We start from the raw sequence: 24586 nt of genomic DNA on the forward strand, positions 1-24586 counted from the left end.
ATGGAGATCTGCGCAGGTTCACACCGCCTCAGGTATAGAGTTTTACTCGGTCTCCAGGCGGAGGTCCATTTCAAACTGCTCTTGTCGATTGAATGGACGCCCATTCGAACACAACAAAAATAACCTGACACATGCCAGGCATCGGTTCTAATCGATCTTTTTCGTAATATTTAAAAAGTAAGCGCTTTAAATTTGCGCAGCATGGTATTTTTAGGCTCTTCCGATCATGATGGCTGCCGTTGAGTCCATTTGGTTTACATCAAAACTGACAAGGATGTGACTAAGATGATGCTTTCACATTTACGAAGGTGCGGGCTTTTGTTTCTGGCGGCCGTTCTGTTTACTACACTCTGCGTTCCATTGCCGCAGGTTAAAGCGGCAGCGTTCATTACGATTGACTCCCATCAGGACGGGCAAGCAATACAGCTAGGCGTAACGGAGTTATTCGGAACCTATTCCGGGGTGTATGAGCTTCAACTCATCGTGAACGGTGAGTTCATGGCGGATGTTCAGATGGAGGATCCAAACGGCGATGACAGCGGGAACTGGTCCTATAAACTCGACACAAGCCGACTTGACGGCCCCGTCGAAATGGTCCTGAAAGGCAATGACGCGATAACGCGTTATGGCATCTGGTCTCCTTGGATTCACTTGAACATCGATAATCCTGCAGCTGATACACCGGAAGTGGAGATTACCAGCCCAACCGAGTCTACGCTGCAGCGCAACAAAATGAAAATCAACATATCCGCAGAAGGGAAGAATCCGATTGCGCTGGTTGAGCTCCGCATCGACGGCGGCGACTGGCTGCAGGTTTCCCCTGCCAAGAACGGATATCAATATACATTGGATCTACGACAATCCCCTCGCCAGGTTCACAGTCTGGAGGCAAGGGCAACCGATTCACGCGGCAATACAGGTTATAGTCTGACGGTCTATGCAAGAACCGGGGGACAGACGTCGGCTCAGCAAGATCAGGATTTCGCTGCGGTTACGAATACCGTTTATATGTCGGATGATCATATCAACCCACATCTCGCTAATGTAATGGGTGATGTTTACAATCCCTCGGCGACGAATCCTGAGACGGTGACCAGCAGCACGTATGACCCGGAACCGCTGCCGGATCAGGATCGTGCGATCTGGATCTGGGAGAATGCCTCCTATCCTCTGGTCCTGAATCCGAATTCCCGAGCCGTTCTCTCTTCTATGGCGAAGGATGTTACGACTTTTCATCAACGTCCCATCACGACCCTCTATTTGGCTGTGGGGCAATATAATGGAGCAAAAATGTTGGAGGATTACCGGAGCGAAGTCCAACAGTTCGTCGAGTGGGCTCACGCCGAGGGTTTTTATGTTCAAGCTTTAATCGCCGGAGGCACCGTACCGCCTTACTTCGGAGCCTACAGCCGATATCAAACACACGCCGTGCGGGAATTTGAGCAAATCCTGAATTACAACCTGGCTTCCGGCGAATCCGCTCGCTTCGACGGCGTGAACGTGGATACGGAGCCGTATATCCTGCCGGACTTCAAAACCGCAAAGCCCTCCGTCCAGATTCAGTATCTGGATATGCTGCAGCTGCTCATGGAACGCAAACAAGCATCGGGACTCACCTTGTCGGTTGGCGCAGCGATCCCGAGATGGTATGACACTTCGGCCGATGCGAGCAATATCCCGTGGAACGGGCAAACCAAGTGGCTGTCTGAACACATTCAGGATACCGCCGATTACATCTCGATCATGAATTACCGCGATCAGGCGGATGGCAGTGCAGGCATTATCGCGCAAGCGCTGAATGAGCTGGCCTACGCCAATCTGATCGGCAAGCCGAAGTCGGTTGTGATCGGTGTCGAGACCAAAGACATCGCGGATGGCGGGGATCCCGAAACCATCAGCTTCCATGAAGAAGGACGAATTTATATGGAGTCGGAGTTAAACAAGGTGTACGACGCTGTTCAGAATGACCCGGCGTTTGGAGGCATTGCCCTCCACCATTACTCCTCAATCTTGGATTTTCCAAGCGAATGGGGACCTGGCGGCTATACCTGGCAGCCTCCTGCGGACCATGAACCGCCAAGCGCGGTCAGCGGAGCAGCAGCTATAGCATTTGATTATCAACGGATCAATATAACCTACGATATGGCTATGGATAACAGTGCCGTAAATGCATACCGGATCTATCGTGGGACCGAAGCCGGCTTTGAGATTGGATCCGCTACTTACGCCGGAACCTCGAAAGGACTTTCTTATAAAGATACAGGGCTGCTGCCGGACACCACCTATTATTACAAAATCACTGCAGTTGATATCAGCGGCAATGAAGGAGCTCCCAGTTTGGCTGCATCCGCATCAACGATGCCGTCTGCGATGAAACCGATGGTGATCGACCAGATGAACATCACTTACACCGCCGGCATCGCCAAAGTCACTTTTAAGATGGTTGATATGGAGACAAGAATGCCTGTTGCGGCCAAGATCAGCGGACGATTCACCCATATGGCAGGCAAATACGTTACGGCCGCAACGAGTGCGGAAGGCATATTCCAATCGCAGTCCGAGCTCGTCACCGTATCCCGCGGCGAGATCGGCTTCCTGCCGAGGCGAATCATGGGGGACTCCTACTACTGGGCAAGTGCTTATGACCAACTCCCGTATCCAACGGTGATATGGGAGCCGTGAAACTCAGTTTGTATTTCAAAGCTATATTCAGATAGAAGATGCGCCCTGGCTTTAGGCCGGGGCGTATTGCTGTTATTGCACTGTCTGCTTCATTTCTTTACTAGGCAATGCAGCACTACGCATGCGGATCATGCTTCCGATCCCTGTTGCCCCCAGATTTCTTATGATCCTATTATATGGTTGAAATCCGGGGACAAAGGGGACCTCTCTGCTTCTCCAGCATGATTCCGCCTGCTCCGTTGAGGCTAGATATCCATACAGAAACCTCTCTGTGATCATGATGGTTTGAGACCACCACTCATCTAGGAGAGGTTTCCTTATTTTATATAAAATCTACTTAAGTTGTACAAATATCATGCGTATTAAGGAAGGGTGTTTAGGAATGGTTTCACCGTTTTGGCAAGCGCGTAATTCGTAGTCGCATCCCAGTTAATGGACCACGTCATTGCTCCCCGTATATCAGGGTATTTAGCCACAGGCTTATAACTTCCACAGTTGTTTCCGGTTGCTAGACAATTCAGGGCATTATTTACGACCGCTGGAGAAACATATCCACCTCCGGCAGCTGAAGAGGTAGCAGGTACTCCTATTCCCAATTGGGAAGGCGATACCCACTGCAGCGTTAAGTCCGAAAGAGCCGTCAGGAAATCAACCGTGCCTTGGGAATAGCATTTCCCGTCGCGTCCTAACATGCATCCAGAATTATAATACTGGACGTTAATTACGGTTGTCATATCCTTCAGATTGTTATATAGCTGCATGTAAGAAGTGTTTGGATTCTGCATGTCTATCGTTTGGGGAGCCATCGTCAGAACAAAATCATTTCCTACTTTTTGTTTTAGTTGGCGGATCGCATTGGTTACATTAGGTACATTCATGCCATGCTCCAGATCAATGTCTATCCCGTCAAGCCCATATTGAGTGATGATTCCGTACATGCTGTTCACAAAGTTCGCTACATTCGGGGAAGGATTATTCAAATTAATGTTCCCTAATTCCCCTCCAATGGATATGATGACCTTCTTACCTTGAGCGCGTTTAGCCTGAATATCCGCGATTAGTTCGGCACTGGTGTACCCGCCAAGAGCTGCGGATAGTGCGGAATCAACGTTGAAAGTGACACCACCAGGGTTAGCAGGATCCATCTCGGCAAACGCTAAAACAATGATGTCGTACTGATCCGGTATATCTCTAACTTTCAATTTGCTGGCACCATTGACAAAGTTCTGCCAGTACCCTGTCAATATATGTTTCGTCGGCTGGGGACCCCCTCCCGTTCCATCTGAAGTGGTGGCATTGACGATCGCACTGGCAGGAGAAAGGTTCCCGGCAGCATCCTTTGCCATGACCTTAAAAGAATATGTCGTGTTCGGTGAGAGACCCGTTATTGTCGCTGTCGTTCCTGTAACAGAGATGGCAAGGGATGTTCCTCGGTATACATCATATCCTGCCACACCTACATTGTCCGTAGATGCTTGCCAGGATAAAGTAACGGTTGAAGAGGTGATTGCGCTTACTATTACATTCGTAGGAGTTGTCGGAGCTACTGTATCATTACTTCCACCACCTTGAACAAACTGCCACAATGCAGGAACATTGGGTGGTTCCCATCCGGGTAATGAGGTATGAGATTGAATAGCTTTATACGCCTTCCCGTCGTACGTCACGTTGTCGTTAACGACATAAGATACATTGGGTGCCCAAGCGCCCCGTTCTGCTGCAGAAACTTCAAGGGGAAAAAAGTTCATAATCATAGACATGACGACCATTAAAGGCAATAACATCACTCTCGATTTGTCCGGCAATCTGGATAAATCCCTTTTCATCCATTAATCCCTCCTCAATCATTGATAATTAAACGTTAGCCTATCTTGATGTAAGCCGGCATCACCTCCTTGATGAAAACTATCTTGTTAATTTTTAAAACCATGTCGATGCATTGTTCTTACTCAATTTTGATTTTTTTACGTATTTTGTAAGTTGATTGATATGTAAAAAATTTACTTTATATGTTAATCATTATCAATAGCTCAAAAGGATCAATTTGGTGAAAAGAAAAACCACAAGTCGAGTTTTAATCGAATTGTGGTCAGAACATTTCATTTTTTCAATTTCATCCAATCTAGGATTTCATAAAAGGACCGAGTGCCCGATCGTCCCAAACCTGCACTTCAATATACCGCTCGGGTCCATGACGACCGTCTTTGTTCCAATCTTGAGGCCAGCCAAACTCGTCTACAAGTTGAAGGATTTCGTTTTTTACATATACCTTTCCTCTATAAGGCTTGTCGTCTTGATACCGCATGGTCGGAAATAAGTCGCCATAAGTGAAACTCATCATTTCGGGTTGCATATCATCCAGCAGAATCCTGATTACTTTTCCATTCGGATACCATTCCATAATCCATTCGCAAGATCCAAGCGTCATGTAATGCGGATATTCTTTTGTTGGTTTGCCGCCTTTGGCCGTGAATAGAGCTCTCGCTCGTGCTTCCAGATCACGACGGATGGTCATATAATCATCCGCACGTTGACTCGCAAACCAATTATTATTTTGTTTGAGCCTCCTCTGTACCTGCAACGCTTCTTCGATGGATAGCGAGGATAGATTTTGAAAGGGTCCTGTTGCCGCATCATAATAATGATATAGATATAAATCCATGGCGACTGTCCTTTCTTCGTCAACCTATGTTATGGTTTGTTCCAAAACCCAGGGTCTCCCGTTTCATATATTTTCTCGCCTTCTTCGTTGAACCCTCGTATGGTGATCGGTGAGTTCAAGCTATCGTCCATAACTGCATACCACATGGTATTTGACTGATCCTTTATTATGGTGGCAGCTTGATTTTCTTCACTTAACAGAACAATTTGGCTAATCTTCGGATTATTAACGATTCCATACAACAAATGAACATTTTCCGACTGCGATTCTTTTCCGTACCAGCTTAATTGATTCTCAATATCCTGCTGATCTTTACCGAGATACGTATTTATTTTAAAACCTCTCGGGGTTTCTCTTAATGTTGCAACACCCAATTCACTGCGAATCGTGGTGAAAAACACGAGGGCTCGATTTCGGTCCATATGTACATGCAATATCTTACTGAAGTCTGGCTCCAACTCATGTAGAGCTTTATCGATTTGGTTATAGACGTTACCCTTCCTCAATGACCCAACAAAGAAAGCCGAAATGCCGATTATAATAACCACAATGGAGATCACAGCTATTTTTTTGTTAGATAATCGCATCTTAACCTCCTTTGAGAGAACTTTGCTTACTGCTGTTCATACTCGAGTTTCTTCTTCTCACGATCTATGTAGGCATATACATTAGCGATTTCTTCTTCATAGTTCTCTCGAATTTCAAAATAAGGGACATTCGATGACGCACACTTTTCACGGAATACATCATGCTCATGAGTATAGTCGGCAACAGTTCTCTCTTCAGGATACATTCGCGCTTCGATAGCATTGCGGTGTTGAACGATGTTGGATTGGAAATTCTGCCGGATGTACGAGGTGGAGAATCCTAAGAACACGGAAATGATGTGTTGCGAATAGGACGGCTCAAAATCTTGCAGATGATGAGGCAAAATGTAACAGCCTTCAATGATTAGATTTTGCTTGTTTTCGATGTTTGTCATGATGATCCCTTTGATGATCGGCCATAATTGTGCACCGATATGCTCGGTTGAATCCACCGGCGTGAAACCGCAGTTCATGTCGGCTCTGTACAAGCCCATTTTCAAATGATCGATGGACAGATAAGGCACGTGATACTTTTCAAGTAATTGTTGAGCCATATATGTCTTTCCCGTGCAGCTGTTTCCGCTGATTAATATGATCATTTACATGGCGTCCTCCCTGCATGCTTGATGCTTCGTTCAAATCTCTGGAATGATTTCATGAAGTGTGCTACTCATCGAAAAATCGTAAGACTTCGTTGTTAATTCAAGTATTCTCGACTCATAAATGCAGCCCATCGCTCTCAGTTCATTTATTAAAAACTCATTTAGGTCGTACGTGTGGGTCAACAAGATGCCCGCTTCTTGAAGATCTGCAATGCAGGCCAGTTTATTCTCTAAGCAAGCCTCTTGAAAAAACTCCCGCACTTTATTGTTCAATACATCATATTTATCATATTCCTCTACATTAAAGGTTGGTCCTAACTCACGCGCAGTCATTCGTTTTACGCCGATTCCGTTTATGGTTTGCACAACTTCTTTGGAACGCTCCCTCAGCATGTTCTGACGGTAAGAAACCGGTTCTATCTTTTGGATTCCCAACTCATGAATAAGTTTGGCTTCTACGGCTGGTAAATGAGGGTGCGTTTCAACAGCACTCGGTTCTTGACTTGGTTCATTAACCGTGGAAAACATATTTATCATACATTTATAGGTTAAAAATAAACCCAGGTAATCCCTTATGTTTCTCGCAATTAGAGTGACATGAAACTCCTCTGATGGTAAAGCTTGGACAAACACGACAGGGGCATCCTCGAGATCAGTCACCGATCCAAAATCGGTCAAAAATCCGAAATGCTCGCCTCCAAAAGCGGTAAAGGCAAATGGAATTACATCCAACGGATGGCCGCTGTATGCAAATTCGGCGTCTTGATTGTTAAGATCATAATCCATATAGATTTCCAGAATATCGTCCAGTTCCACCTCGAGATCATGTACGATTTGCTCATTCATTTCTTTCAACTTGAGCAGCGTTGCGGGTATAGGGTACTTTTGATTCCCTCGTCCAAACATTTAGAATTCCTCACTTTTCATTGACTAAATTTCCGATATCATTTTTTCCAGTGGTTCTCGGCTGACTTACAAGACGTTTGTCACCAACATAGGTCCCACTTGTTCTATCCATTTATGCTCTTGATCGGCCAGCAAGGTTTTCCATCCAAGGTCGATAGCCGGTTTCAGGTTCTTTTCCTGATCATCAACATAAACAACCGTCAGTTCTGAACGTTCGAATTGTTTCACAACATGTTTATAAATTTGCAGATCAGGTTTCCTCAAACCGACTTGATTCGAAATGGTAATGCTCCTAGCATAAGGTTCTACTTTTTCTAATATCGGCTCCAGCCATTCCTTGCAATGATTGCTTAGTACATGGATATCCGCGATTTCGCTCCATTGCGCCAAGTGATTTAATCCAGGAAGCGGCTGCAACGTTTGAGTTATTAACTCCCTGGCTTCCTCTTTGTTGATTTGCTTCATTCGCAGGCTCATCCATCCCCAAAACTCATCTTCCTTCATCTTTCCTGTCCATAAGTCTCTACGAACCTCATCAAATTTTACCCTGATATCTTGAAACGAGATTTCGGAGCCCTCCGCTAATGTAAGCCAAAAAGCAGATGAAAAATTACTCACCAATACGCCTGCTAAATCCAATACCAGTTGTGGTTTTGCCGTCATTGTCTCGTCTCCTTCTATCTTACTGAATTCCTGAGATCTATGTATTCGTGTTTACAAGGGACTGCTACTTAACACCTCCACGAACTTCGCCTATCCTTAATCGCAATGCGAATCCGAAGTTCGTGGACGTTTCACACTTTCAATCCATGGGTCGAACCGCTAAATCCCCACCATCACATTGCCGCCGCATACCGGAATATAAGCCCCTGTGATAAATGATGACAAATCCGAGGCCAGGAATGCCACGGCATTGGCAATCTCCTGGTCCGTTCCGCGGCGTTTCAGCGGCACGGAGGCTTCGTAGGAGGCGCTATGCTCGGTACCGTTCTCCCGATCGCGGTCGCTGATCGTCCAGCCGGGCGCGACTTGATTGACGGTGATCCCATGCTCGCCGATTTCTTTCGCGAGTACGCGGTATACGCCGTCCATGCCGCGCTTGCCTGCTACGTAGGCGGATTGACTCGGGAAGTTCTGGATCGAACATTCGGTATTGATGCCGATGAAGCGGCCGCTCTTTCGCTCGATCATGGCAGGCACGAAGGCTTTTGCCAGGTAGACGCTTTGCATGACGCAGGATTGGAACTGGCTCTCGTAATCTTCCGGAGCTTGCTCCAAGACAGACGTCCATTGATAGGATTCCACGGCATTCGCAACGATGATATGAGGCAGCATGCCAAAGTGTTCAAGCACTGCATCCCGCATGGCATTCACGGATGCTTGATCCGTCACGTCGGCTTGCACCGTGTACGCGCGTCTGCCCATCGACTCCACCTCGCGCTGAAGCTCTTCCGCTTTGGCTAAGCTTCCCCGATAATGGATAACCACATCTGCGCCGCATTCCGCCAAGGTTCGGACCATGACCCGGCCCAATTGACCCGCAGCACCGGTGACTAACGCAATTTGATCCGTCAAATCCAACTTCATTGTTCATTCGCTCCTCTACGTTTGACTGGTGATTTTCGCCTATCATACCATAATCATCTACTGCTGGGCATGATAAAAAGACCGGAAACTATCTCCCGGTCCTCACCTTTAAACTCTTTCATTTAACATCTTACACAGCAAGCGCTCATCTGCTAGACGAGCCATCTAACGTTTAAGGTTCAAAACCCTTCTGACTGACAAATAGCTGCTCTTGCGGAAACGCCCTGCTGAATCGATCGTAGACCACCTGATAGGCGGCGGGATCATACCATTCTTCCAGATCAAGCTTCTCGTACAACGCCTGAACGGGCAGCCGTTTCGTACGTTTGCCTCCGCTGCCGTCCCCCATGAAATAATCGTCGATGCACACGCGATTGACGAGCGGTCTGAGGATCTGAGGAAATGCCTCCGTGCTTGGAAGGACGGGAGCAATCGCTGCTTGCGTTGGTATTCCTGCGTCTCTTAGCAGCTCAAGGCTTTTCAATCTGGCTTGGATCGGCGGAGCGGAAGGCGTAAAATGCTTGCGAATATCCTCTCGATCGGTCTCGACCGTCATGCTTACCCGCACGCGTGCTCCTAACTGCTGCAGCAAATCGATATCCCGTCGGACCAGCGGACTGCGCGTCTGCACCAGCAGGAAATCCGGCGGCTCGCTAACCATGGCCTCCAGCAAGGCACGGGTCACTTCTTCCTTGGCCTCAATCGGCTGATAGGGATCGGTACTGGATGACATGAAGATCGTGACGGGCCCCTTGGACTTGGCACGCTTCAGTTCTTTACGCAGAATGGCAGCAGATTCGAGCTTAACGTCAACCCAACTTCCCCATTCCTGATTTCGGAATATCGAAACCGGCATTTGCCGGACGTAGCAGTAGGAGCAAGCGAAGGTACATCCTGTATACGGATTCAAGGTATGGCTGTATCCATTCAGGAAACCGGTTCCTTTATTGAGCAGGGTCTTCGGCGTTTTATAAAGCACTTCATGTTTCACCTGGGACACCTCATTCCTATACTTTCTTCTATTATACGACTTCCCTCCTTTCATTACGAATGAGTGAATGCGCATCCAGCTCCTTTACTTCGCGTCATGAAAAATAATCCCCAGGCTGTATCTTGTCCCCGACGTGACCGTGCTGACGCCATGCCGGAGCGTAGTCCGGTAATATCCCCTTGTTCCCTGCACCGGACGATGGTTGGTCGGAAAGATCAGTCCCGCTCCCTGATCCAAGGCGATCGCATGTCCCCGGCTCTGTGCCCGCGGCCGCTGCTCCACCAGCAGAAACTCCCCGCCCGTGTAATGGACTTCCTTCTCATTCAGCACAAAGACCGCTTGGAACGGAAAGAACTCATCACCGTACAAATCCTGATGCAGGCAATTATATCCGCCTTCTTCATATTTTAAAATCAGCGGCGTTGACCGCTCCTGACCTTGGGCATGACACATCCCCAGAAACTCATCCAGACTTGCCGGATACTTCTCTTCATGCCCTAGCCGGTTCAACCAGCGGTTCGCCGTCAGCGCAAGTTCAGGATACAAGCCTTCCCGAAGCTGCTGCAGCGTTTCGGGAAGCGGCGCCTGATAATATTTGTACTCCCCCAGTCCGAACCGGTGCCTGGCCATTTGGATCGTGCTGCGAAAACGCTGCTCTTCCGTATACGTGCCTATGATCTCTGCGCATTCCTCGGGCAAGAGCAGCTTGGGAATGACCGCATATCCCTGTTCATCCAAAGCTGCCTGTACGGCAGGCCAATCCAGATTCTTTATGCGCTGCAACAAAGGATTAGGCATACTCCTTCGTCTCCCTCACGGAGACGTTCATTCGCTCCAATTGCAGCAATCTTGTCTTCATTTCAAGACCCCCGCGATATCCCGTCAATGCGCCGCTTTTGCCGATTACCCGATGACAAGGCACGGTGATAAGCAGCGGGTTCGCCCCGATAGCCGCACCAACAGCACGCACAGCCGCCGGCTTGCCGATCTGATGCGCAATGTCAGAGTACGTGAAGGTTTGCCCATACGGGATCTGGCACAGCGCATTCCATACCGCCATCTGGAAATCGGTACCCTTGTAATCCATTGCGAACTCAAACCGTTCCCGTTTCCCCTGAAAATAGTCCGCCAGCTCGGCGGCATATGGCTGCATGCCCTCATCATTCTGGAATAGTTCACAGCCAGGAAATTTCGCGTTCACCCATTCCTCCAGATCTTTGAACGGTTTATCCGGTGATCCGATATAACATAAACCTTGCGGCGTGGCCGCGATATCTATGTTCCAGTCATCATGCCGCAATCGTGTCCAGCTAATGATCGAATGATTAGATTTCATGATTATGCACCTCCGCACTCGTATTGTTCATATATTGCCCTCGATAGCTTAGGGGGGTCATTCCCGTCTTTTTCTTAAACAGCGTGATAAAATAAGCCGTGTTCTCTATGCCCACTTGATGGCCGACATCCGAAATAGCCAGGCTGGTATTCGCAAGAAGCTCTTTGGCCTTGCCGATCCGGTAATCCTGAATGTATTCCATCGGAGTCTGCCCTTTGACCCGCTTAAAAATCCGGTGCAGATGGTACGGACTGCCGTGGCTTACATCCGCCAAGACATCCAGCGTCAAATGATCCGTATAATGCGCATCGATATACTCGGCAACGAGTTCGATCCATTCGTGGTCCGGCAGGCGCTCGCCGGTCGGCTTGCACCTTTTGCATGGCCGGAAGCGTTCGGCCCTCGCTTCATCCGCCGATCGAAACACGCGCACATTTTCAAATTTCGGGGGCCTGGATTTGCAGGATGGCCTGCAGAAGATTTTCGTCGTCTGCACCGCGTAGAAAAATTGGCCGTCACTGTCCTTGTCATTGTCGATAATGGCTTTCCACTGGGCTTCGGTCGGTTGTATCCGGTTTGCCACGTTTCCTCACCTCCGCTAACATTATAACCACAGGAAGATCCGGTTGTACGCTTTTTGGAATATAAGAGCAAGATAACAAAATTATGAGGTCCGCGTTTATGGTACAACTAGTATAGAGTAGATCAGGAACGAAAGGAAACGATGATCATGCATGAACCGGACCACAATCGCGGCGACAAGCCGTATACCATGGAACAACAACAACGGCTTCCCAAGGACAGCTGGGAGGATCATATCCATACGCTAAAGCTATTCGTGCCGAAGGAATTCAGCTTTCAGGAGAACCTCAATTATTTGCAAAGATCGCCGAATGAATGTCTCTTTACGATTCGGAACGACAGCATCTACCGGGCGATCCCGCTTGAAGATGACGTTGCCGTGATCGAAGTCAGCGCCAGGAATCAAGAGCAAGCGATCCTGGTTCGATTTTTGGGAAATACCACCCCGACCGAACCAAGCAAGCGGGCGGAGGTAGCCATTTATGTCCGGGACTGGTTCGATCTAAACACCGATTTAGTGCCGTTCTATTCGATGGCCGAGACCGATCCCCTGCTCAGTCAAGCCGTACAGTCCTTCTACGGGCTTCGCAACATGGGCATTCCGGATCTGTTCGAGGCTTTATGCTGGGGCATTCTGGGACAGCAGATTAACCTGGCTTACGCGTATACGCTAAAAAGGCGTTTCGTCGAGGCCTTCGGCAGACGCATCGAGTGTGAAGACGAGGTTTACTGGATGTTTCCAAGGCCTGAGGACATCGCGCCGCTGCGTGTTGAAGATCTTGGTGGACTTCGGATGACCGTGAAAAAATGCGAGTATCTCCTCGGAGTAGCTGAGCTTATGACGGATGGAAAATTAACGAAAGAACTGCTGCTGGAAGCTGGCAGCTTAAAGAAAGCGGAGAAACAACTGGTCGGCATCCGCGGCATCGGACCGTGGACGGCCAATTATGTGCTGATGCGCTGTTTGCGAATGCCGGCGGCTTTTCCCATCGATGATGTGGGACTGCATAATGCCATCAAACATCTGCTGGGCCTAGAGGCGAAACCGACGAAGAGGGAGATTCTGGAGCTGTCCGCAGGATGGGCGAACTGGGAATCTTACGCCACTTTTTATCTGTGGAGGTTTCTCTACTAACAAGTCCACACATAATAAAGAGGACGTCTCCCTCTTCTGCCATACAACAGACAGCTGGGAGACCTCCCCTATGATCACTTCATGGATCGGAGACTGCTATTCAATGAAATACAGTTTACCGTCAACCTCAAGCGAAATGGCAGATTGCGAAAGATCCTCCTTGAGTTTCTTCGCATAGTCTACCACTTGATTGAGCGAATCCTTGTCGAGTTTCTCGGCAAAAGCGTACACGATGGTTACTTTTTCCTTGATCAAGGTTTTGTTGTTATCCACCCAAGCCCCTTCGCCCGGTATTGCCGTTGCCCCGCCAAACCAGCCGGACAGCTTCGTCAACGCTTGATCGACAAACTTTTGGTGAGCCGCATCCGTGATGGGAATATCCCCCTTTACGGTGGAAGGCACGTAAATCTTCACGACGTGATCCAAGTGGAACTGATTGTTCAGGGCGCTCTGCGTAATGGCCGTTGCCGTCGGATTGCCCTCTGCGCTAAAAGACTGCTGAACCGGTACTACGATAAGCGTTAACAATAATGCCGCTGCAAATGCGATTAGCCAACCTTTTCTTTTCATGTCCATTTCTCCCTTATGTATAGTTTCGTGTCCGTACGGAATCAGCAGAGTTTCAGTTGTTAAATACACTTCTTGCCATCTGTACGGTACAAACTAGCACATATTATATACTGACCTTTGCGTATCAGCTATGGGACGTACGGATTATATTATGCAAAATCATGTAAAAAAGCCGATATTCCCGATGAACAAACTTAGGGAATTCAGCTTTGGTCAACTAACTTCTTATTTTATCGTCCCGATCCAGGATAAACTCTCCACCGTTCGATGATCCATGCTGCCGTTCAATATGGCTTGCACGTCATGCAGCGCCTCTTGCAAGTGGACCCGCTCGCCTGGCAGTCCGGTATAAGCTTCAGCAACGTAAAAAGGCTGCGTTAGATAAGCTTCGAGCCGTTCTCCCCGCTCATAAACCTCCATTTCGGATGACGGAATGGCCTCCAATCCTCGTACTTGAACCAGCGAACGCAGCTCCCGATAGCGGCGAAGCAGCTTCTGGGCCCGCTGTTGGACCACTAAGTGAGCCTGATCCAGATGAACGCCTTCTAATACGGAAGAGGTGGAATATAAGGGGTTCACGGCAGGAAACAGATGTCTTGCCGCCAGATCGGCATCGAAATACCACAGCGTCTCCAGCGGCCCGTAAGGCATGTCTTCATCAACAACCGCACCTTTGAGGTCCACAAGAAAAGTCGTGATCTGCTGCATGCCTTCCTGTTGAAAACGTTCCTGAAGATCATAGATTTTGCCGGTTAAGACATGCTCCCGATCCGCGGCAAACACAATTTCTTTATCGGTATTCGCATGCGATACGATAGAATGGATTTCTTCTATTGAAGAAGCAACCCGCTCTACGTCATTCAGCATATCCTGCAGCTCCGGGTAGTTCCCTTCCGGCTTCAGCAGAATCGTCATATACCCTTCCTGCTTGAAGTGATGAAACAACTCCCCGAGCAGCACCAGCTGCCCCATACCGGGACGAGCTACCAGCCCGACGGTGCCGCCTTTTGCCAGAGGAGCGAATAGATCAAGAGGCTTAATGCCCGTTTCGATCATCTCCACGCTTTCCCCGCGCAGGATCAGTTCGTCAAGGCTGCATTTCGCCAAGGCTGCCAGCGCGGCTATGGTGCGAACTTCCGCCCGGCCTACGGGTATTTTTCCCGTACATAGATTGGAAACCGTGGCGGGCCGCAATCCGACGGATTTGGCCGCGCTGGTCAGGTTCGGAACCCTTTGTCTTAAAAGTGATACATTCAGCTTCAGATTGTCCAAGTCCGTACACCCTTCTTGTGATAGTTTATTGATTTCTTCTTAATCTCTCTCAGAAAAGAGTCTGCGGTGCGAACAAACTCGTCCGCATCCGGTTCGAAAATATTATGATCATGCTGCTCGAATTCCACGATTCGTGCCTGCGGCAGCGATAGCTTATATTGTTCCACTGCTTCTAATGATAACCCGGGATGCGGTTTTGCGCCACGTATAATGAGAACAGGGCATGTGAATCGGGACAGGTCGCTCCAAAATTCTACCTTCGCGGAATCCTTCTGCAGGGCTTGCAGGGCCGATGGTTTCATCCGGTCGAATAGCTTCTTCCCTCTCCAAGGCGGCAGCGTTGCAAAGAAATCCACCCATCCCGCTGGCAGCTGGGTATGTATCGCCGGATAGTCTCCGATGATCAGACCTTCAATGCGTTTCGGGTTCCGAATGGCATAACCTAATTGATAGGCTACCCCTCGTGAGTACCCCATGAGTACGAACTGTTCCAGTTCAAGATGGCGAATGGCCGCATCCAGATCGCTGATATGATCCTCGAGCGTGTATCCCGAATCAGGAGAATCACTTCGGCCACGGCCTCGGAGCGTAATGACAACGATATGCCTGGGCGACAGCGTTACCATTTTTTCCATAATATCGATATAATCCTCGGCCGACTCGGAAAGCCCCGGGATGATAACCAGTGAGCTTTGTTCATTTCTAAGTTCCCGATGTACCTCCGTCACATGAATATGTACCCCATGGTTATTGACCATCGTTTCGTATAACTGCATGCATGAGCCCTCCTATAAAATCGACATTAAAAAAAGCCAACACTTGGTGCATTCGTTCACCTCAACGCGCCAAAAGGCAAAAATGCATGCACGCCCTTCAGGATATTCACGATCTGGGTTACTCTCAGATCCACCGTCAAGGTGGCGTATGCGTACGCCTCCGTTCTCGAAATGGAATAAAGCTCTGTCATGAGATCCAGCATCCCGCTCAAGGCCATCCACATCGCTTCGTCCAGGTCCTCGTGGAATCCCATCGTCAGCCAACCGGTACTCGTCTTTGCTCTGGGCATCTTAATGGGCATGTCGTCACGGACATGAAAGGTTAGGCTCACCTTCTCCATGGGACATTCCAAAGCGGGACCGCTAACTTCGCCGTCGCCTTGAGCCGCATGTCCATCCCCTGTTGAGAACAGCCCGCCATCTACCGGAATCGGCAGATACAAGGTGCTCCCGGCGGTTAATTCTTTGCAATCGAGATTTCCTCCATAAGGGCGCGGCACAAAAGTCGTATGCTGACCTTCTTCCTCCGGCGGCATGCCCATAATCCCCATGAATGGCTTCAGTCCGACGCTGTACTTGAAATTTTCGAACTGACTCCTGCCAGTCATTGTTTTGGCATCCAATTCAAAGTCCAATGTCATTTCCTGGGTATCGGTCATGCCCAGCTTCTCGTTCCAATAGCTTGGAAACCCTCCGGCAGAGGTCCAACCCCACGGCCCGGGAACGACCTCGTTGATCTGAATCTCCAAGGTAAGCCCCGGTTTAGCCCCTTGGATATGCACGGGACCCAATAAGGCATGCCCGAACTGCTTCTCCACCCGCTCCGGCGCACGCTCCGTAAACTTCGATCTCGGCGCTCCCGGAGCAGAGCGCTTCGCAAGTCCCCATCCCGCATCCAAGGTTCGATACACCACGGTATCCCCGGACTGAATATATAGGGCCGGTTCCAGCTCCTTGCTAAAAAATCCGTGAAGCGTGTGAATATCCGGTTGAAGACTATGGATTGTTGACATCCGTTTCTCTCCCTTCACAACAACCATGATTCGATTGGACTTTTTCAATGTGAACCTCCTTGTTACTTTATAGAGTATTTTAAATTACTTTAATAGTCAATCAATTTTACTCTGAAGAGTAATAATTATTACCCTTACAGCGAACACCTCCGCTTCTCAGTTCGCTATGATCCTACAAATCCTTGATCCACGACAAAGTCCCCAACCCGATCACGCAAGCGCGAAGGTTGGGGACTTCCCCACCAAAGATCATTTCCTTACAACAAAAAAAAAGAACCGTTCTCTTGGCAGTTGTACTGCTAGGAACGGTTCAACACCATATTCAACGCAAGCATGCTAGTTCATGATGGAGCCTTTATCATGACGTTCATGTTCATTCGGAAACAACCCATTATACTCCATCCTCGCTTCATATCTTTACGCTGGAATCGCGCACGACCATCTGCGGCATCAATTTCACGGCCCGCTCCTCCCTCGGAATTCCCATTATGCGATCCATCAGGATCTGGGCCGCTTTGCGGCCGATTTCCTCCTGCTGCAAAGCAACGGACGTCAGCTTGGGATATATGCGGGAGGCAATGTCCAGATTATCCATGCCCACAACGGCAACGTCATGGGGAATTTTTAATCCGGCTTCTTCGCAAGCTTTCATGACGCCGATCGCCATTAGATCGTTCGCGGCAACGATGCCCTCCGGGTGGTCGGGCCCTTGCAGCCACGCTTTCGCCATCGCATAACCGCCGCTTTCCGTATAGTCGGATTCGGCGATAAAACGAGGAATCAAGGGGATTCCTGCCTCCAGCATGGCATCCCGATACCCGCAGAACCGCTCATGGCCGGTCTGCTCGCTGAGATTACCGCCGACATAGGCGATGCTGCGCAGGCCTTGCTTGATCAGATGCTCCGTGCTTTGCTTGATTCCGTCATACGTATCCACATATACGTAGTCAAAGCGGTCGCTGCCATCCGGCGACACGTATTTATTCGTCAGCACGACCGGAGCCTGCAGCGCATTGATAGCCCCGATATTTTCTTCTCCAAAATCGAAAGACACCATGATCATGCCGTCGGCGACGTTTTCCCGAAGCGTCTGGATCGCCTTCATCTCCTCCTGGAGCCTGTGCTTGGTGTAGAACAGAATCATCAGGTAATCATGCTCCTCCAGCACCTGATTGATGCCGTTGATCATATCGAAATAGAAAGGGTTGCATATATCCGGAACGGCAAAAATGATTTTATTGGTTTGCCTCATTTTCAGCATCTTCGCTGCATGATCGGGCGCATAGTTCATTTCTTGGGCAGCCGCCAGAATTTTGCTCTTCGTCTTGGGACTGCAGTAACCTCTCCCCGACAAGGCTCTGGACACCGTGGAAGGAGATACGCCTACCCGATCTGCAATGGTATAAATTGTATGTTTGTCCATCCTATCCTCCATTAACGACCATGAAACCGACAAGCAGATGCAAAAGGGTCCATGGCTTCACACTATCACCATACCGGAAGCTAAGCAATAGCGCCTGCTTATATAACCTCCCGCTCATCGTTATCCGGTAGTTCCGGGAATGGCGCATGGGGCTCCGCCTGATACCAGAACGCCGTCGATGCAATATCGCTCTGCTGCGGCAGGTATCTGCCTCCTGACCTCCAGCCGAGGTCCTGGATCGTGACGCGAAGATCGCTTTGGAAGCGGATCGGATCCATGACATGCCATCGATACATGCCGAAGCGCTGCTGGCTGCGATATAATCCGTCCGGCTTCAGCACTTGGTGCATCCCCAGATAAGGCGTCGAGTAGGTTCGGTACGTACCGATCGGCTGTTCCCAGTTCCAAGCTCCGCCGAAATAATCCTCCGTTCCCGTACCGCAGATGGTCGGGTAATCCTGGTCCCCGTCCATATAAAACTTGATCTCCCCTTCGCCCCACCAGCCGCTGTTGTTCACCTGCCAGGCTAGGTAAGTCCCTACATAGTGCCCCTGTCCCTTCACGCCATCCAGGATCGTGTAAACGTCCTTATAAGGAACGGGATTCGTTCTCCGCCACTGTGCATGAAAATAAGCCTCTTCTTCGGGGATGTCCGTCAGGGTATAGTCGATTTGGTAGTAAAGGACCGCCTTTTCCGGCGCGCGATTCTCCATCGTCAATCGGGCTTGCTTGCGAAACGGCATCTGCCAGTAGCTGTTCATGCCGCCGGCCGGATTGACGGCAACCGGAATCGAATTGACATCGCTACGTTCACCCCACCCGTTACAGAACAAATCGCCCACCGGAACCTCAACCGAAGGGTCCTGCTCTTCGTCCCAATACATGCGGATAATCATATTGCGCCACAGCGACGGATGACAGGTCAGCCAAATATGCTGAATGGCCCCAGGGCCTTGAATGTCACCCATAGTAAAGGTTTCTCCCGGCATAATCTCCACGGAAGGAGACACCTTCCAGCCCGCGCCCAGATCCCTGGAAGCCGCTGCACCCGTGCCGTCCGTCGCCATGCCCCCTTTTCCTTTCTCGCCGGTAAAATTCTCCGCGCTGATGGATCTCGTCTGCGCATTAGACAGCTTGGATAAGTTTCCGAGATGCATGTTGAGCCCGTTAAAGTTCATCATCCGTAATCGCTCCTTTAGTGTGTGATATCGTATCCGTACCGGTCTTTCAACGTCTGACCCAGATGGGCCTTGATCCGCAGGTAAGCTTCGGCGGCCGCGCCGTTCCCCCAATCAAAAATGGTGAAAGTCCCCATGCCCCGCCCGTCCTCACCTACATCGCCGTCATGACCGTAATTCTCCATCATGAAGCCGTAATCCTTCTCGTTAAAGAAAGGATACGCCCGTTCCCACTGCTGTTTTGTTTTTATATTCTCGGGGCAATACATCATGGCAAAAGAGGCCTGCAATGCGGCAACACCGCGTTCAATATATTCCGGCTGGTCCAATTCCACGCCATATTGAAGGATCAGCTCTGCAAACAGGCTTTGCCTCGCATCATTCCACTCCCCGTCGCAGTTCATGACGCCGAATCCGCCCAATACGTCAACATACAGATAGGGAGGCTGCCAGGAGGCTTGCGTCATCAGCATTTCATCCAGCACACGTGTGCCGAGTGTCAGATATCGCATCTCGCCGGTCGTCTTGTACATCTGAAATAAGGCCTCCGCCGTCCAGAACATGGAGAAATTGCACTGCTTGAACATGTTATTCCTAACCACCTTGCAGCCGGGGAGCTCTTCGCGGCCATAGGAGCAGCAGGACCAATACGTCTCGAAATCCTCCCATCTGCCGGACGGTACGATCTCGTTGACGACAACCTCCAGCGCCTTTACTGCCGTTTCCAAATATCTGGGATCCGGCCGCATGTCGTGCAGCTTCAGCAAAAACGTGACGGAGAGCGACGTCTCCGGAGACTCTCGAAGAATATCCAGCGGCGCTAACGTCTCTTGGTCAAGCCAGGCCGGAAAATAGCCCTTCTCGTCCTGAAGAGCCAGAAGCGCATCCGCATAGCGTACGGCGTATTCCATGAGCCTTGGATCCGGCTCGATTTCATCATGCCAGCGAAGCATGAGCAGCGCCGTCCAGCTCATATCCAGCACATGGTAAGGCGCTTCCGCGATCGAGCCCCAAGGATCGGCCGGATTGCGATTGGAATTCCCCCAGAAGGCATGGCCCCAACTACCTGACCGGTTAACTTCCTGTCCCTCCACCATCACCCGCTTCATCTCCGTCGCAATAACGGCGGGAAAGAACCCGCTTCGCTGCGGAGCAGCAAGAGCCAGCTCTTTCATGAGCCTGGCCTTGCGAACCAGTTCCGGATCATCCTGATTCTTACCGTAACGATAGAGGCCTTGCGCCGAACGAAGGGAGCTGAACCACGCTTGGTTCCAGATCGATCGGCTTTCCCGTTCGTTCGGAACGCCAGGATAATTCGGGCTTTGACTCACGTCGGCAATGAATACGGGAGCCCCGACCTTCAGTCCGTTCCATTCGAATTCCTGCCACACCGTATCTTTCCAATGGCGAAAAGCCCAGTCGTACGCATGTTTTACATAGTGTTCGAGAGGAGCTCTGTCATGGATGCCCTGACGGAGTCGGGAGTGACCCCATCGCTCCCATAAAAATTGCAGCACCGGCCGCCAGGGGTTCAATGCAGCTTGATCATCCTCCAACGTCATGAGGTAGAAGCCGATGCAGAACGTTCCGGGCGAATAAGCAGCACCCTCCACCTTCTCAAACAGCACGTGATCACTCACACGGGTCCGGCTCATTCCCAAGACGAATTGGTTGTTCGGAGCATCCAGATCCAAGTACCAACGAGCGTCCGCATCCTTCGCGATCAGATCCAGATCCGGTATCAGTGTGAGCAGTCTGGTGCCGTCATGAGCAATGAGGGCAGGCGACCGAAAGCAGTGCTGATCCATCACATGCCGGGAAGTCGGCGTTATATGAGGAGCCCAGTGAAAATACGGCTGGAACGCAGGCTCCAGGCGCAGCTGCCAATCATCCTGTCGAATCTCCTGATCCAGCTCAAATGTCATTATGCAGTGATAAGTGCCTTTATCGATTTGTTTAAGACTCAGCTTGGGAGCTGCACTCCCTAATTGGTCATAATCCCACCGCTTTACATAAGCGTCCGGTAATTGTGCCATAAGTCCTCCATTCTGCTCGTTTTCCGGCAAGAAATCCCCCGCCAGCGACACGTCGTCCATTCTTTAACAGGCTGAAATCGTCAATCTGATCCAATTGTCCGACGTCGCCGCCCCAATTTCTATCATCCTCCGCCTCAGAAAACCGCGTCATTGTGCCAAGTTAAGGCGAAGTCAGTTCCAACATTGCTATGCTTCGTGCCGGCAGCTTAAGCAAACGCAATCCGCCTTGTTCCATGGAGCAATCAATGGCCGGCTCTCCCGCTTTCGTGTACAGCTGCCCGGTCACGGTCGTCTTTCCGAAGTCTTCCGGACGGAGCTCGATGCTTATTGTCTGCTCCTCTCCGGTCACATTCGCAAAGAACAAGCCGACATCCCCTTGATCATTCTGCCATGCCGAGTGGATAACGGCGTCTGTCAGCAGTTCTCCCGAGTTGTTATATTCCGGCGTATCCTTGCCGTGGTTGTAATGAAACCATTTCATCGGCGTCATAGGAACGTCGAAGGAGAGCGGCCGAAGCATCGTGCCATACGACCAATACGGCTTCGCGGCACCGATTCGCAGCCGTGCATACAGAGCCAAGTAATCGGCCCTGTTCGCCGAGAAGGCATACCCGCGCGGTTCAAACGGATAATAATGCTCCTCCGCGGTATTTTCGTTGCCGTCCAGCGCCTCCATCGGACTGTACTCGTAATTCAATTCGTACAGGCCGCCCCAGAGATACGTGCGTGCTACCGTAAAATAGTAAAGCTCTCCGATTTCCTCGGTCAGCTTGCCCCAGCCGTCCAATCTCAGCGCGCCGTACTCGTGATATACGTAAGTAAACATCGGGATGAGATAGGCCGCACCTGTTTTAAGCAGCTCCCGGATCGGCCATCCTTCGAGCGGCGCCGCCGGCTGCCCCCCTGCCCGGGCTTGATAGTAGTCGATCAGATCCAGCATCGTTTCATTCATCATCTCGGTACCCATGGGGATATAGCGCCCGGCTGTTTCGCACATGGCCGCCTTCGTATCGGCAAAGTTCCGCCGGTAAGCCTCCTCAATGATGCTGCCGGCTCCGACCGGATGACCGTGGCTGTCATCCATGCAGATCTTCAGAATGTTGTTGGCGGAGATATCGTAGTAGATCGAATCGATGTCATCGCTCTGCTGCAGTGCCGTATCCCGCCTCACATGAAAATCGTGGGTGTACGGATGCGCCGGACAAAGGAACGGAAAGCGGTAAGCATCCACGCTTTTTTTCAGCTCGGGAAACTTCTGCTCGGCTGCTCTGCCAAGCTCTCCGTCGGCTCCGTCAAAATGATAAAGGTAATCGAATTCGAACGGAGCGAAGCGATGGCCCAGCTTTCGGATCAGAGCGATGTTTTCTGGGTTGAAGCGGGTCGGAAACCAATCATCATATCCCCCCGGCACGCCGCTGCCGAAGGTTTGCGGCCGATGCGTCCAATCGGGGCCCAGGATGTGGAGCATCGGCGTTCCGATGCTGTCGTTGTATTGTTGTATCCATGCCGTGCGATCCGATCCCGCATTGATACCGAAGGTTGCCGCGCCCATATCCTCATGCAGCCATGGACCGCCTTCCTTCGCAGCCCTCTCCGAAAGCTTGCCGCGTCTACACCACTTCTGTTGCACGGCCCAGCACTTGTACCGGTCAGCAGCTTCGTACCAGCCGCTTCCTGACAGAATCGACACTTGCACCGGATAATGCGGCTTGTTCCCCTTGCCGGGTCCCATATCACTGCAGCCATGGATCACGGAGGCTTCCAGCAAGCCGTTCCCGTTCTTGAAGAAATTGAGCCATTTCGGATGGCCCTCGCCGTCCAGGGCAGCGAGTTGCAGCCCGCCCCTGTCTTTGCCGTAATAGGCAAAAAACTGCATCGTTGCCCCGGAGAAGCTCTCCGGATACGGCATGAAACGAAATCCGATTCCGTCCGTTTCAAATACCTTCATCGGGTTGTTGACCTCAAAGCCGGTTGCAAAGGAATGGGCGATATAATCCTCCTCGCCGTGCTCCGTGATCGTGGTCAAATTCGGAATAACCGGATATTCCAGGCTCAGCAATCGGATTCCCGAATGGTTCTCTGCTGCGCATCGGAATTCAATGCAATCCGCTTCTTCTGCGAGCTTTACGGAAGCCGTGACGATCATACCTTGCTGCGTGTCCCAGCTCAACTGAACCTGATCTGTCCCGTCTTCCGTATTTTCCCTGCTCCATCCGAAGTTCTGAAAGGAGCTGCTGAAACCCGCGTCCGTCTCCAAGCGAAATGGATCCGCCGTGCCCGTATCCGCGATAAGCCCGATTCCTCTAACGTTATCGCGAATGCCTCGAACCGTGCCGTCAATCTCGCTGATTTCCAGCCGGATATGCCTGTTCTCAAGTATAATCATGTCCCACCTCCACCTGTTGGCTTAGAATGTTACTTCAAACCGGAGATTTTGATTCCTGAAATGATGTGCTTCTGGAAGAAGAGGAACAAGATAATGGTCGGCAGGCAGGAAAGCGCCGATCCGGCCATCAACATGCCCATTTCGGTTGCCCGTTCGGAACGGAAGGTGTATAAATATTGCATGATTTGAAAGAGCTCCGGGTTGGTGATCGTCATCGTCGGCCATACGAAGGAGTTCCAATAGGCCAAATAGGAACCTATGCCCACGATGACGAAGACCGGAAACGACATTGGAATGAAGATATGCGTAAAAATCTTGATCCTTCCTGCTCCGTCAATCAGCGCCGCCTCTTCAAGCGCCATCGGAATATTCAAGTAGAATTGGCGGATGAAGAACATATGACCCGCGGAAGCAATGCCGGGCAATACGAGCACCGCCAGCGTATCGAGCATTCCCATCTCATTCACCACAATGAAGGAGGTCAGCAGAATGGCCATGCCTGGAATGAACATGGTGACGATGACATAAACCCACAGCATCGTCTTGAACCTGAATTCCAGCCTGGCGAAGACGTAAGCCGAGGTGGCGTTCACGGCCAAGCTCAGCGCCGCGAAGAGAACGGCGCCCCCGAATGTGACCAGCATCGATTGAATGAAGGTCGCGTCGCTCAGAATATCCGTGTAATTCTGAACCATCCATTTCTTCGGGAAGAAACGGAACGGCGTTGCAAGCACCTCCGCCTTATCTTTGAAACCGGCAATGATGACCCAGAGCAGCGGGAACAGCGCCATGATCGTCACCAGTCCGGTCAAGAGCGTCATCAATGTTTTTTGGACACCGTTTAACGATTTCATCATGTTAT

General features: G+C 50.3%; 22 protein-coding genes. 2 read left to right on the forward strand and 20 right to left on the reverse strand.

The features are described from left to right. Nucleotides 1-285 precede the first annotated feature (285 nt). The gene (locus tag P0X86_RS19230) at nt 286-2682 is read left to right on the forward strand and encodes an Ig-like domain-containing protein (RefSeq protein WP_277746226.1); all 2397 of its coding nucleotides are present in this window, start codon (nt 286-288) and stop codon (nt 2680-2682) included. Between the two features lie 362 nt (nt 2683-3044). On the opposite strand, the gene P0X86_RS19235 is transcribed toward P0X86_RS19230, so the two are convergent. The 11 genes from P0X86_RS19235 to P0X86_RS19285 form a co-directional block, all read right to left on the reverse strand. Beyond that, the gene (locus tag P0X86_RS19235; protein ID WP_277746227.1) at nt 3045-4508 is read right to left on the reverse strand and encodes a chitinase; all 1464 of its coding nucleotides are present in this window, start codon (nt 4506-4508) and stop codon (nt 3045-3047) included. Nucleotides 4509-4804: 296 nt separating this feature from the next. After that, entirely contained in the window at nt 4805-5344 is a 540-nt protein-coding gene (locus P0X86_RS19240; RefSeq protein ID WP_277746228.1) for a hypothetical protein, read from the reverse strand. A gap of 29 nt (nt 5345-5373) precedes the next feature. Then, on the reverse strand, nt 5374-5931 hold the full coding sequence (locus P0X86_RS19245; RefSeq protein ID WP_277746229.1) for a hypothetical protein: 558 nt from the start codon (nt 5929-5931) through the stop codon (nt 5374-5376). Nucleotides 5932-5957: 26 nt separating this feature from the next. After that, nucleotides 5958-6485, reverse strand: a complete 528-nt coding sequence (locus tag P0X86_RS19250) for a 2-phosphoglycerate kinase (protein ID WP_277746230.1) — start codon at nt 6483-6485, stop codon at nt 5958-5960. An 81-nt stretch (nt 6486-6566) separates the two neighbouring features. Next, nucleotides 6567-7439 (reverse strand): hypothetical protein, encoded by an 873-nt coding sequence (locus P0X86_RS19255; protein ID WP_277746231.1) that lies wholly within the window; start codon nt 7437-7439, stop codon nt 6567-6569. A 66-nt stretch (nt 7440-7505) separates the two neighbouring features. Then, nucleotides 7506-8102 carry an HAD-IA family hydrolase gene (locus P0X86_RS19260; protein ID WP_277746232.1) on the reverse strand — a complete coding sequence of 199 codons (597 nt, stop codon included), beginning with the start codon at nt 8100-8102 and terminating at the stop codon, nt 7506-7508. 159 nt (nt 8103-8261) lie between these two features. Further along, nucleotides 8262-9026: an SDR family NAD(P)-dependent oxidoreductase gene (locus tag P0X86_RS19265; RefSeq protein WP_192571471.1), complete on the reverse strand. Its 765-nt coding sequence runs from the start codon at nt 9024-9026 to the stop codon at nt 8262-8264. A 172-nt stretch (nt 9027-9198) separates the two neighbouring features. Beyond that, entirely contained in the window at nt 9199-10017 is an 819-nt protein-coding gene (locus P0X86_RS19270) for an SPL family radical SAM protein (RefSeq protein WP_213579025.1), read from the reverse strand. A gap of 84 nt (nt 10018-10101) precedes the next feature. Then, entirely contained in the window at nt 10102-10815 is a 714-nt protein-coding gene (locus P0X86_RS19275) for a 2OG-Fe(II) oxygenase (protein ID WP_192571469.1), read from the reverse strand. Next, a complete protein-coding gene (locus P0X86_RS19280) occupies nt 10808-11353 on the reverse strand; it encodes a methylated-DNA--[protein]-cysteine S-methyltransferase (protein WP_277746233.1) in 546 nt (181 codons plus the stop codon). Before P0X86_RS19280 ends, P0X86_RS19275 begins: the two co-directional genes overlap by 8 nt. Further along, on the reverse strand, nt 11343-11936 hold the full coding sequence (locus P0X86_RS19285) for a bifunctional transcriptional activator/DNA repair enzyme AdaA (protein ID WP_192571467.1): 594 nt from the start codon (nt 11934-11936) through the stop codon (nt 11343-11345). Before P0X86_RS19285 ends, P0X86_RS19280 begins: the two co-directional genes overlap by 11 nt. 147 nt (nt 11937-12083) lie before the next feature. Here P0X86_RS19285 and P0X86_RS19290 point away from each other — a divergent pair, with 147 nt between their 5' ends. Further along, nucleotides 12084-13070 (forward strand): DNA-3-methyladenine glycosylase family protein, encoded by a 987-nt coding sequence (locus tag P0X86_RS19290; protein ID WP_481858153.1) that lies wholly within the window; start codon nt 12084-12086, stop codon nt 13068-13070. 96 nt (nt 13071-13166) lie between these two features. On the opposite strand, the gene P0X86_RS19295 is transcribed toward P0X86_RS19290, so the two are convergent. The 9 genes from P0X86_RS19295 to P0X86_RS19335 form a co-directional block, all read right to left on the reverse strand. Next, nucleotides 13167-13640, reverse strand: a complete 474-nt coding sequence (locus tag P0X86_RS19295) for a DUF3574 domain-containing protein (protein ID WP_096774253.1) — start codon at nt 13638-13640, stop codon at nt 13167-13169. Between the two features lie 225 nt (nt 13641-13865). Beyond that, nucleotides 13866-14912, reverse strand: a complete 1047-nt coding sequence (locus tag P0X86_RS19300) for an ATP synthase beta subunit C-terminal domain-containing protein (RefSeq protein ID WP_277746234.1) — start codon at nt 14910-14912, stop codon at nt 13866-13868. Further along, the gene (locus tag P0X86_RS19305) at nt 14900-15688 is read right to left on the reverse strand and encodes an alpha/beta fold hydrolase (protein ID WP_277746235.1); all 789 of its coding nucleotides are present in this window, start codon (nt 15686-15688) and stop codon (nt 14900-14902) included. Before P0X86_RS19305 ends, P0X86_RS19300 begins: the two co-directional genes overlap by 13 nt. A gap of 56 nt (nt 15689-15744) precedes the next feature. Beyond that, entirely contained in the window at nt 15745-16701 is a 957-nt protein-coding gene (locus P0X86_RS19310) for an acetamidase/formamidase family protein (protein ID WP_192572609.1), read from the reverse strand. Nucleotides 16702-17110: 409 nt separating this feature from the next. Beyond that, nucleotides 17111-18124 (reverse strand): LacI family DNA-binding transcriptional regulator, encoded by a 1014-nt coding sequence (locus tag P0X86_RS19315; protein WP_277746236.1) that lies wholly within the window; start codon nt 18122-18124, stop codon nt 17111-17113. A gap of 98 nt (nt 18125-18222) precedes the next feature. After that, the gene (locus P0X86_RS19320; RefSeq protein ID WP_145037917.1) at nt 18223-19305 is read right to left on the reverse strand and encodes a glycoside hydrolase family 172 protein; all 1083 of its coding nucleotides are present in this window, start codon (nt 19303-19305) and stop codon (nt 18223-18225) included. 14 nt (nt 19306-19319) lie between these two features. Then, nucleotides 19320-21338 (reverse strand): glycoside hydrolase family protein, encoded by a 2019-nt coding sequence (locus P0X86_RS19325; protein ID WP_277746237.1) that lies wholly within the window; start codon nt 21336-21338, stop codon nt 19320-19322. Nucleotides 21339-21498: 160 nt separating this feature from the next. Further along, nucleotides 21499-23724 carry a DUF6259 domain-containing protein gene (locus P0X86_RS19330; protein ID WP_277746238.1) on the reverse strand — a complete coding sequence of 742 codons (2226 nt, stop codon included), beginning with the start codon at nt 23722-23724 and terminating at the stop codon, nt 21499-21501. A 29-nt stretch (nt 23725-23753) separates the two neighbouring features. Beyond that, nucleotides 23754-24581: a carbohydrate ABC transporter permease gene (locus P0X86_RS19335; protein ID WP_277746239.1), complete on the reverse strand. Its 828-nt coding sequence runs from the start codon at nt 24579-24581 to the stop codon at nt 23754-23756. Between the last annotated feature and the right edge of the window lie 5 nt (nt 24582-24586).

The organism is Paenibacillus sp. BR1-192, from assembly GCF_029542445.1.
GTDB classification, from domain to species: Bacteria; Bacillota; Bacilli; order Paenibacillales; family Paenibacillaceae; genus Paenibacillus_AQ; species Paenibacillus_AQ lautus_A.

What these genes read in the sequence shown, in the direction of transcription:
- P0X86_RS19310 (WP_192572609.1), bottom strand. Translation starts at nt 16,701, where the DNA reads ATGTCAACAATCCATAGTCTTCAACCGGATATTCACACGCTTCACGGA.
- P0X86_RS19315 (WP_277746236.1), bottom strand. Translation starts at nt 18,124, where the DNA reads ATGGACAAACATACAATTTATACCATTGCAGATCGGGTAGGCGTATCT.
- P0X86_RS19255 (WP_277746231.1), bottom strand. Translation starts at nt 7,439, where the DNA reads ATGTTTGGACGAGGGAATCAAAAGTACCCTATACCCGCAACGCTGCTC.
- P0X86_RS19305 (WP_277746235.1), bottom strand. Translation starts at nt 15,688, where the DNA reads ATGCAGTTATACGAAACGATGGTCAATAACCATGGGGTACATATTCAT.
- P0X86_RS19325 (WP_277746237.1), bottom strand. Translation starts at nt 21,338, where the DNA reads ATGGCACAATTACCGGACGCTTATGTAAAGCGGTGGGATTATGACCAA.
- P0X86_RS19335 (WP_277746239.1), bottom strand. Translation starts at nt 24,581, where the DNA reads ATGATGAAATCGTTAAACGGTGTCCAAAAAACATTGATGACGCTCTTG.
- P0X86_RS19290 (WP_481858153.1), top strand. Translation starts at nt 12,084, where the DNA reads ATGCATGAACCGGACCACAATCGCGGCGACAAGCCGTATACCATGGAA.
- P0X86_RS19280 (WP_277746233.1), bottom strand. Translation starts at nt 11,353, where the DNA reads ATGAAATCTAATCATTCGATCATTAGCTGGACACGATTGCGGCATGAT.
- P0X86_RS19235 (WP_277746227.1), bottom strand. Translation starts at nt 4,508, where the DNA reads ATGAAAAGGGATTTATCCAGATTGCCGGACAAATCGAGAGTGATGTTA.
- P0X86_RS19245 (WP_277746229.1), bottom strand. Translation starts at nt 5,931, where the DNA reads ATGCGATTATCTAACAAAAAAATAGCTGTGATCTCCATTGTGGTTATT.
- P0X86_RS19275 (WP_192571469.1), bottom strand. Translation starts at nt 10,815, where the DNA reads ATGCCTAATCCTTTGTTGCAGCGCATAAAGAATCTGGATTGGCCTGCC.
- P0X86_RS19240 (WP_277746228.1), bottom strand. Translation starts at nt 5,344, where the DNA reads ATGGATTTATATCTATATCATTATTATGATGCGGCAACAGGACCCTTT.
- P0X86_RS19265 (WP_192571471.1), bottom strand. Translation starts at nt 9,026, where the DNA reads ATGAAGTTGGATTTGACGGATCAAATTGCGTTAGTCACCGGTGCTGCG.
- P0X86_RS19330 (WP_277746238.1), bottom strand. Translation starts at nt 23,724, where the DNA reads ATGATTATACTTGAGAACAGGCATATCCGGCTGGAAATCAGCGAGATT.
- P0X86_RS19295 (WP_096774253.1), bottom strand. Translation starts at nt 13,640, where the DNA reads ATGAAAAGAAAAGGTTGGCTAATCGCATTTGCAGCGGCATTATTGTTA.
- P0X86_RS19230 (WP_277746226.1), top strand. Translation starts at nt 286, where the DNA reads ATGATGCTTTCACATTTACGAAGGTGCGGGCTTTTGTTTCTGGCGGCC.
- P0X86_RS19320 (WP_145037917.1), bottom strand. Translation starts at nt 19,305, where the DNA reads ATGATGAACTTTAACGGGCTCAACATGCATCTCGGAAACTTATCCAAG.
- P0X86_RS19250 (WP_277746230.1), bottom strand. Translation starts at nt 6,485, where the DNA reads ATGGCTCAACAATTACTTGAAAAGTATCACGTGCCTTATCTGTCCATC.
- P0X86_RS19260 (WP_277746232.1), bottom strand. Translation starts at nt 8,102, where the DNA reads ATGACGGCAAAACCACAACTGGTATTGGATTTAGCAGGCGTATTGGTG.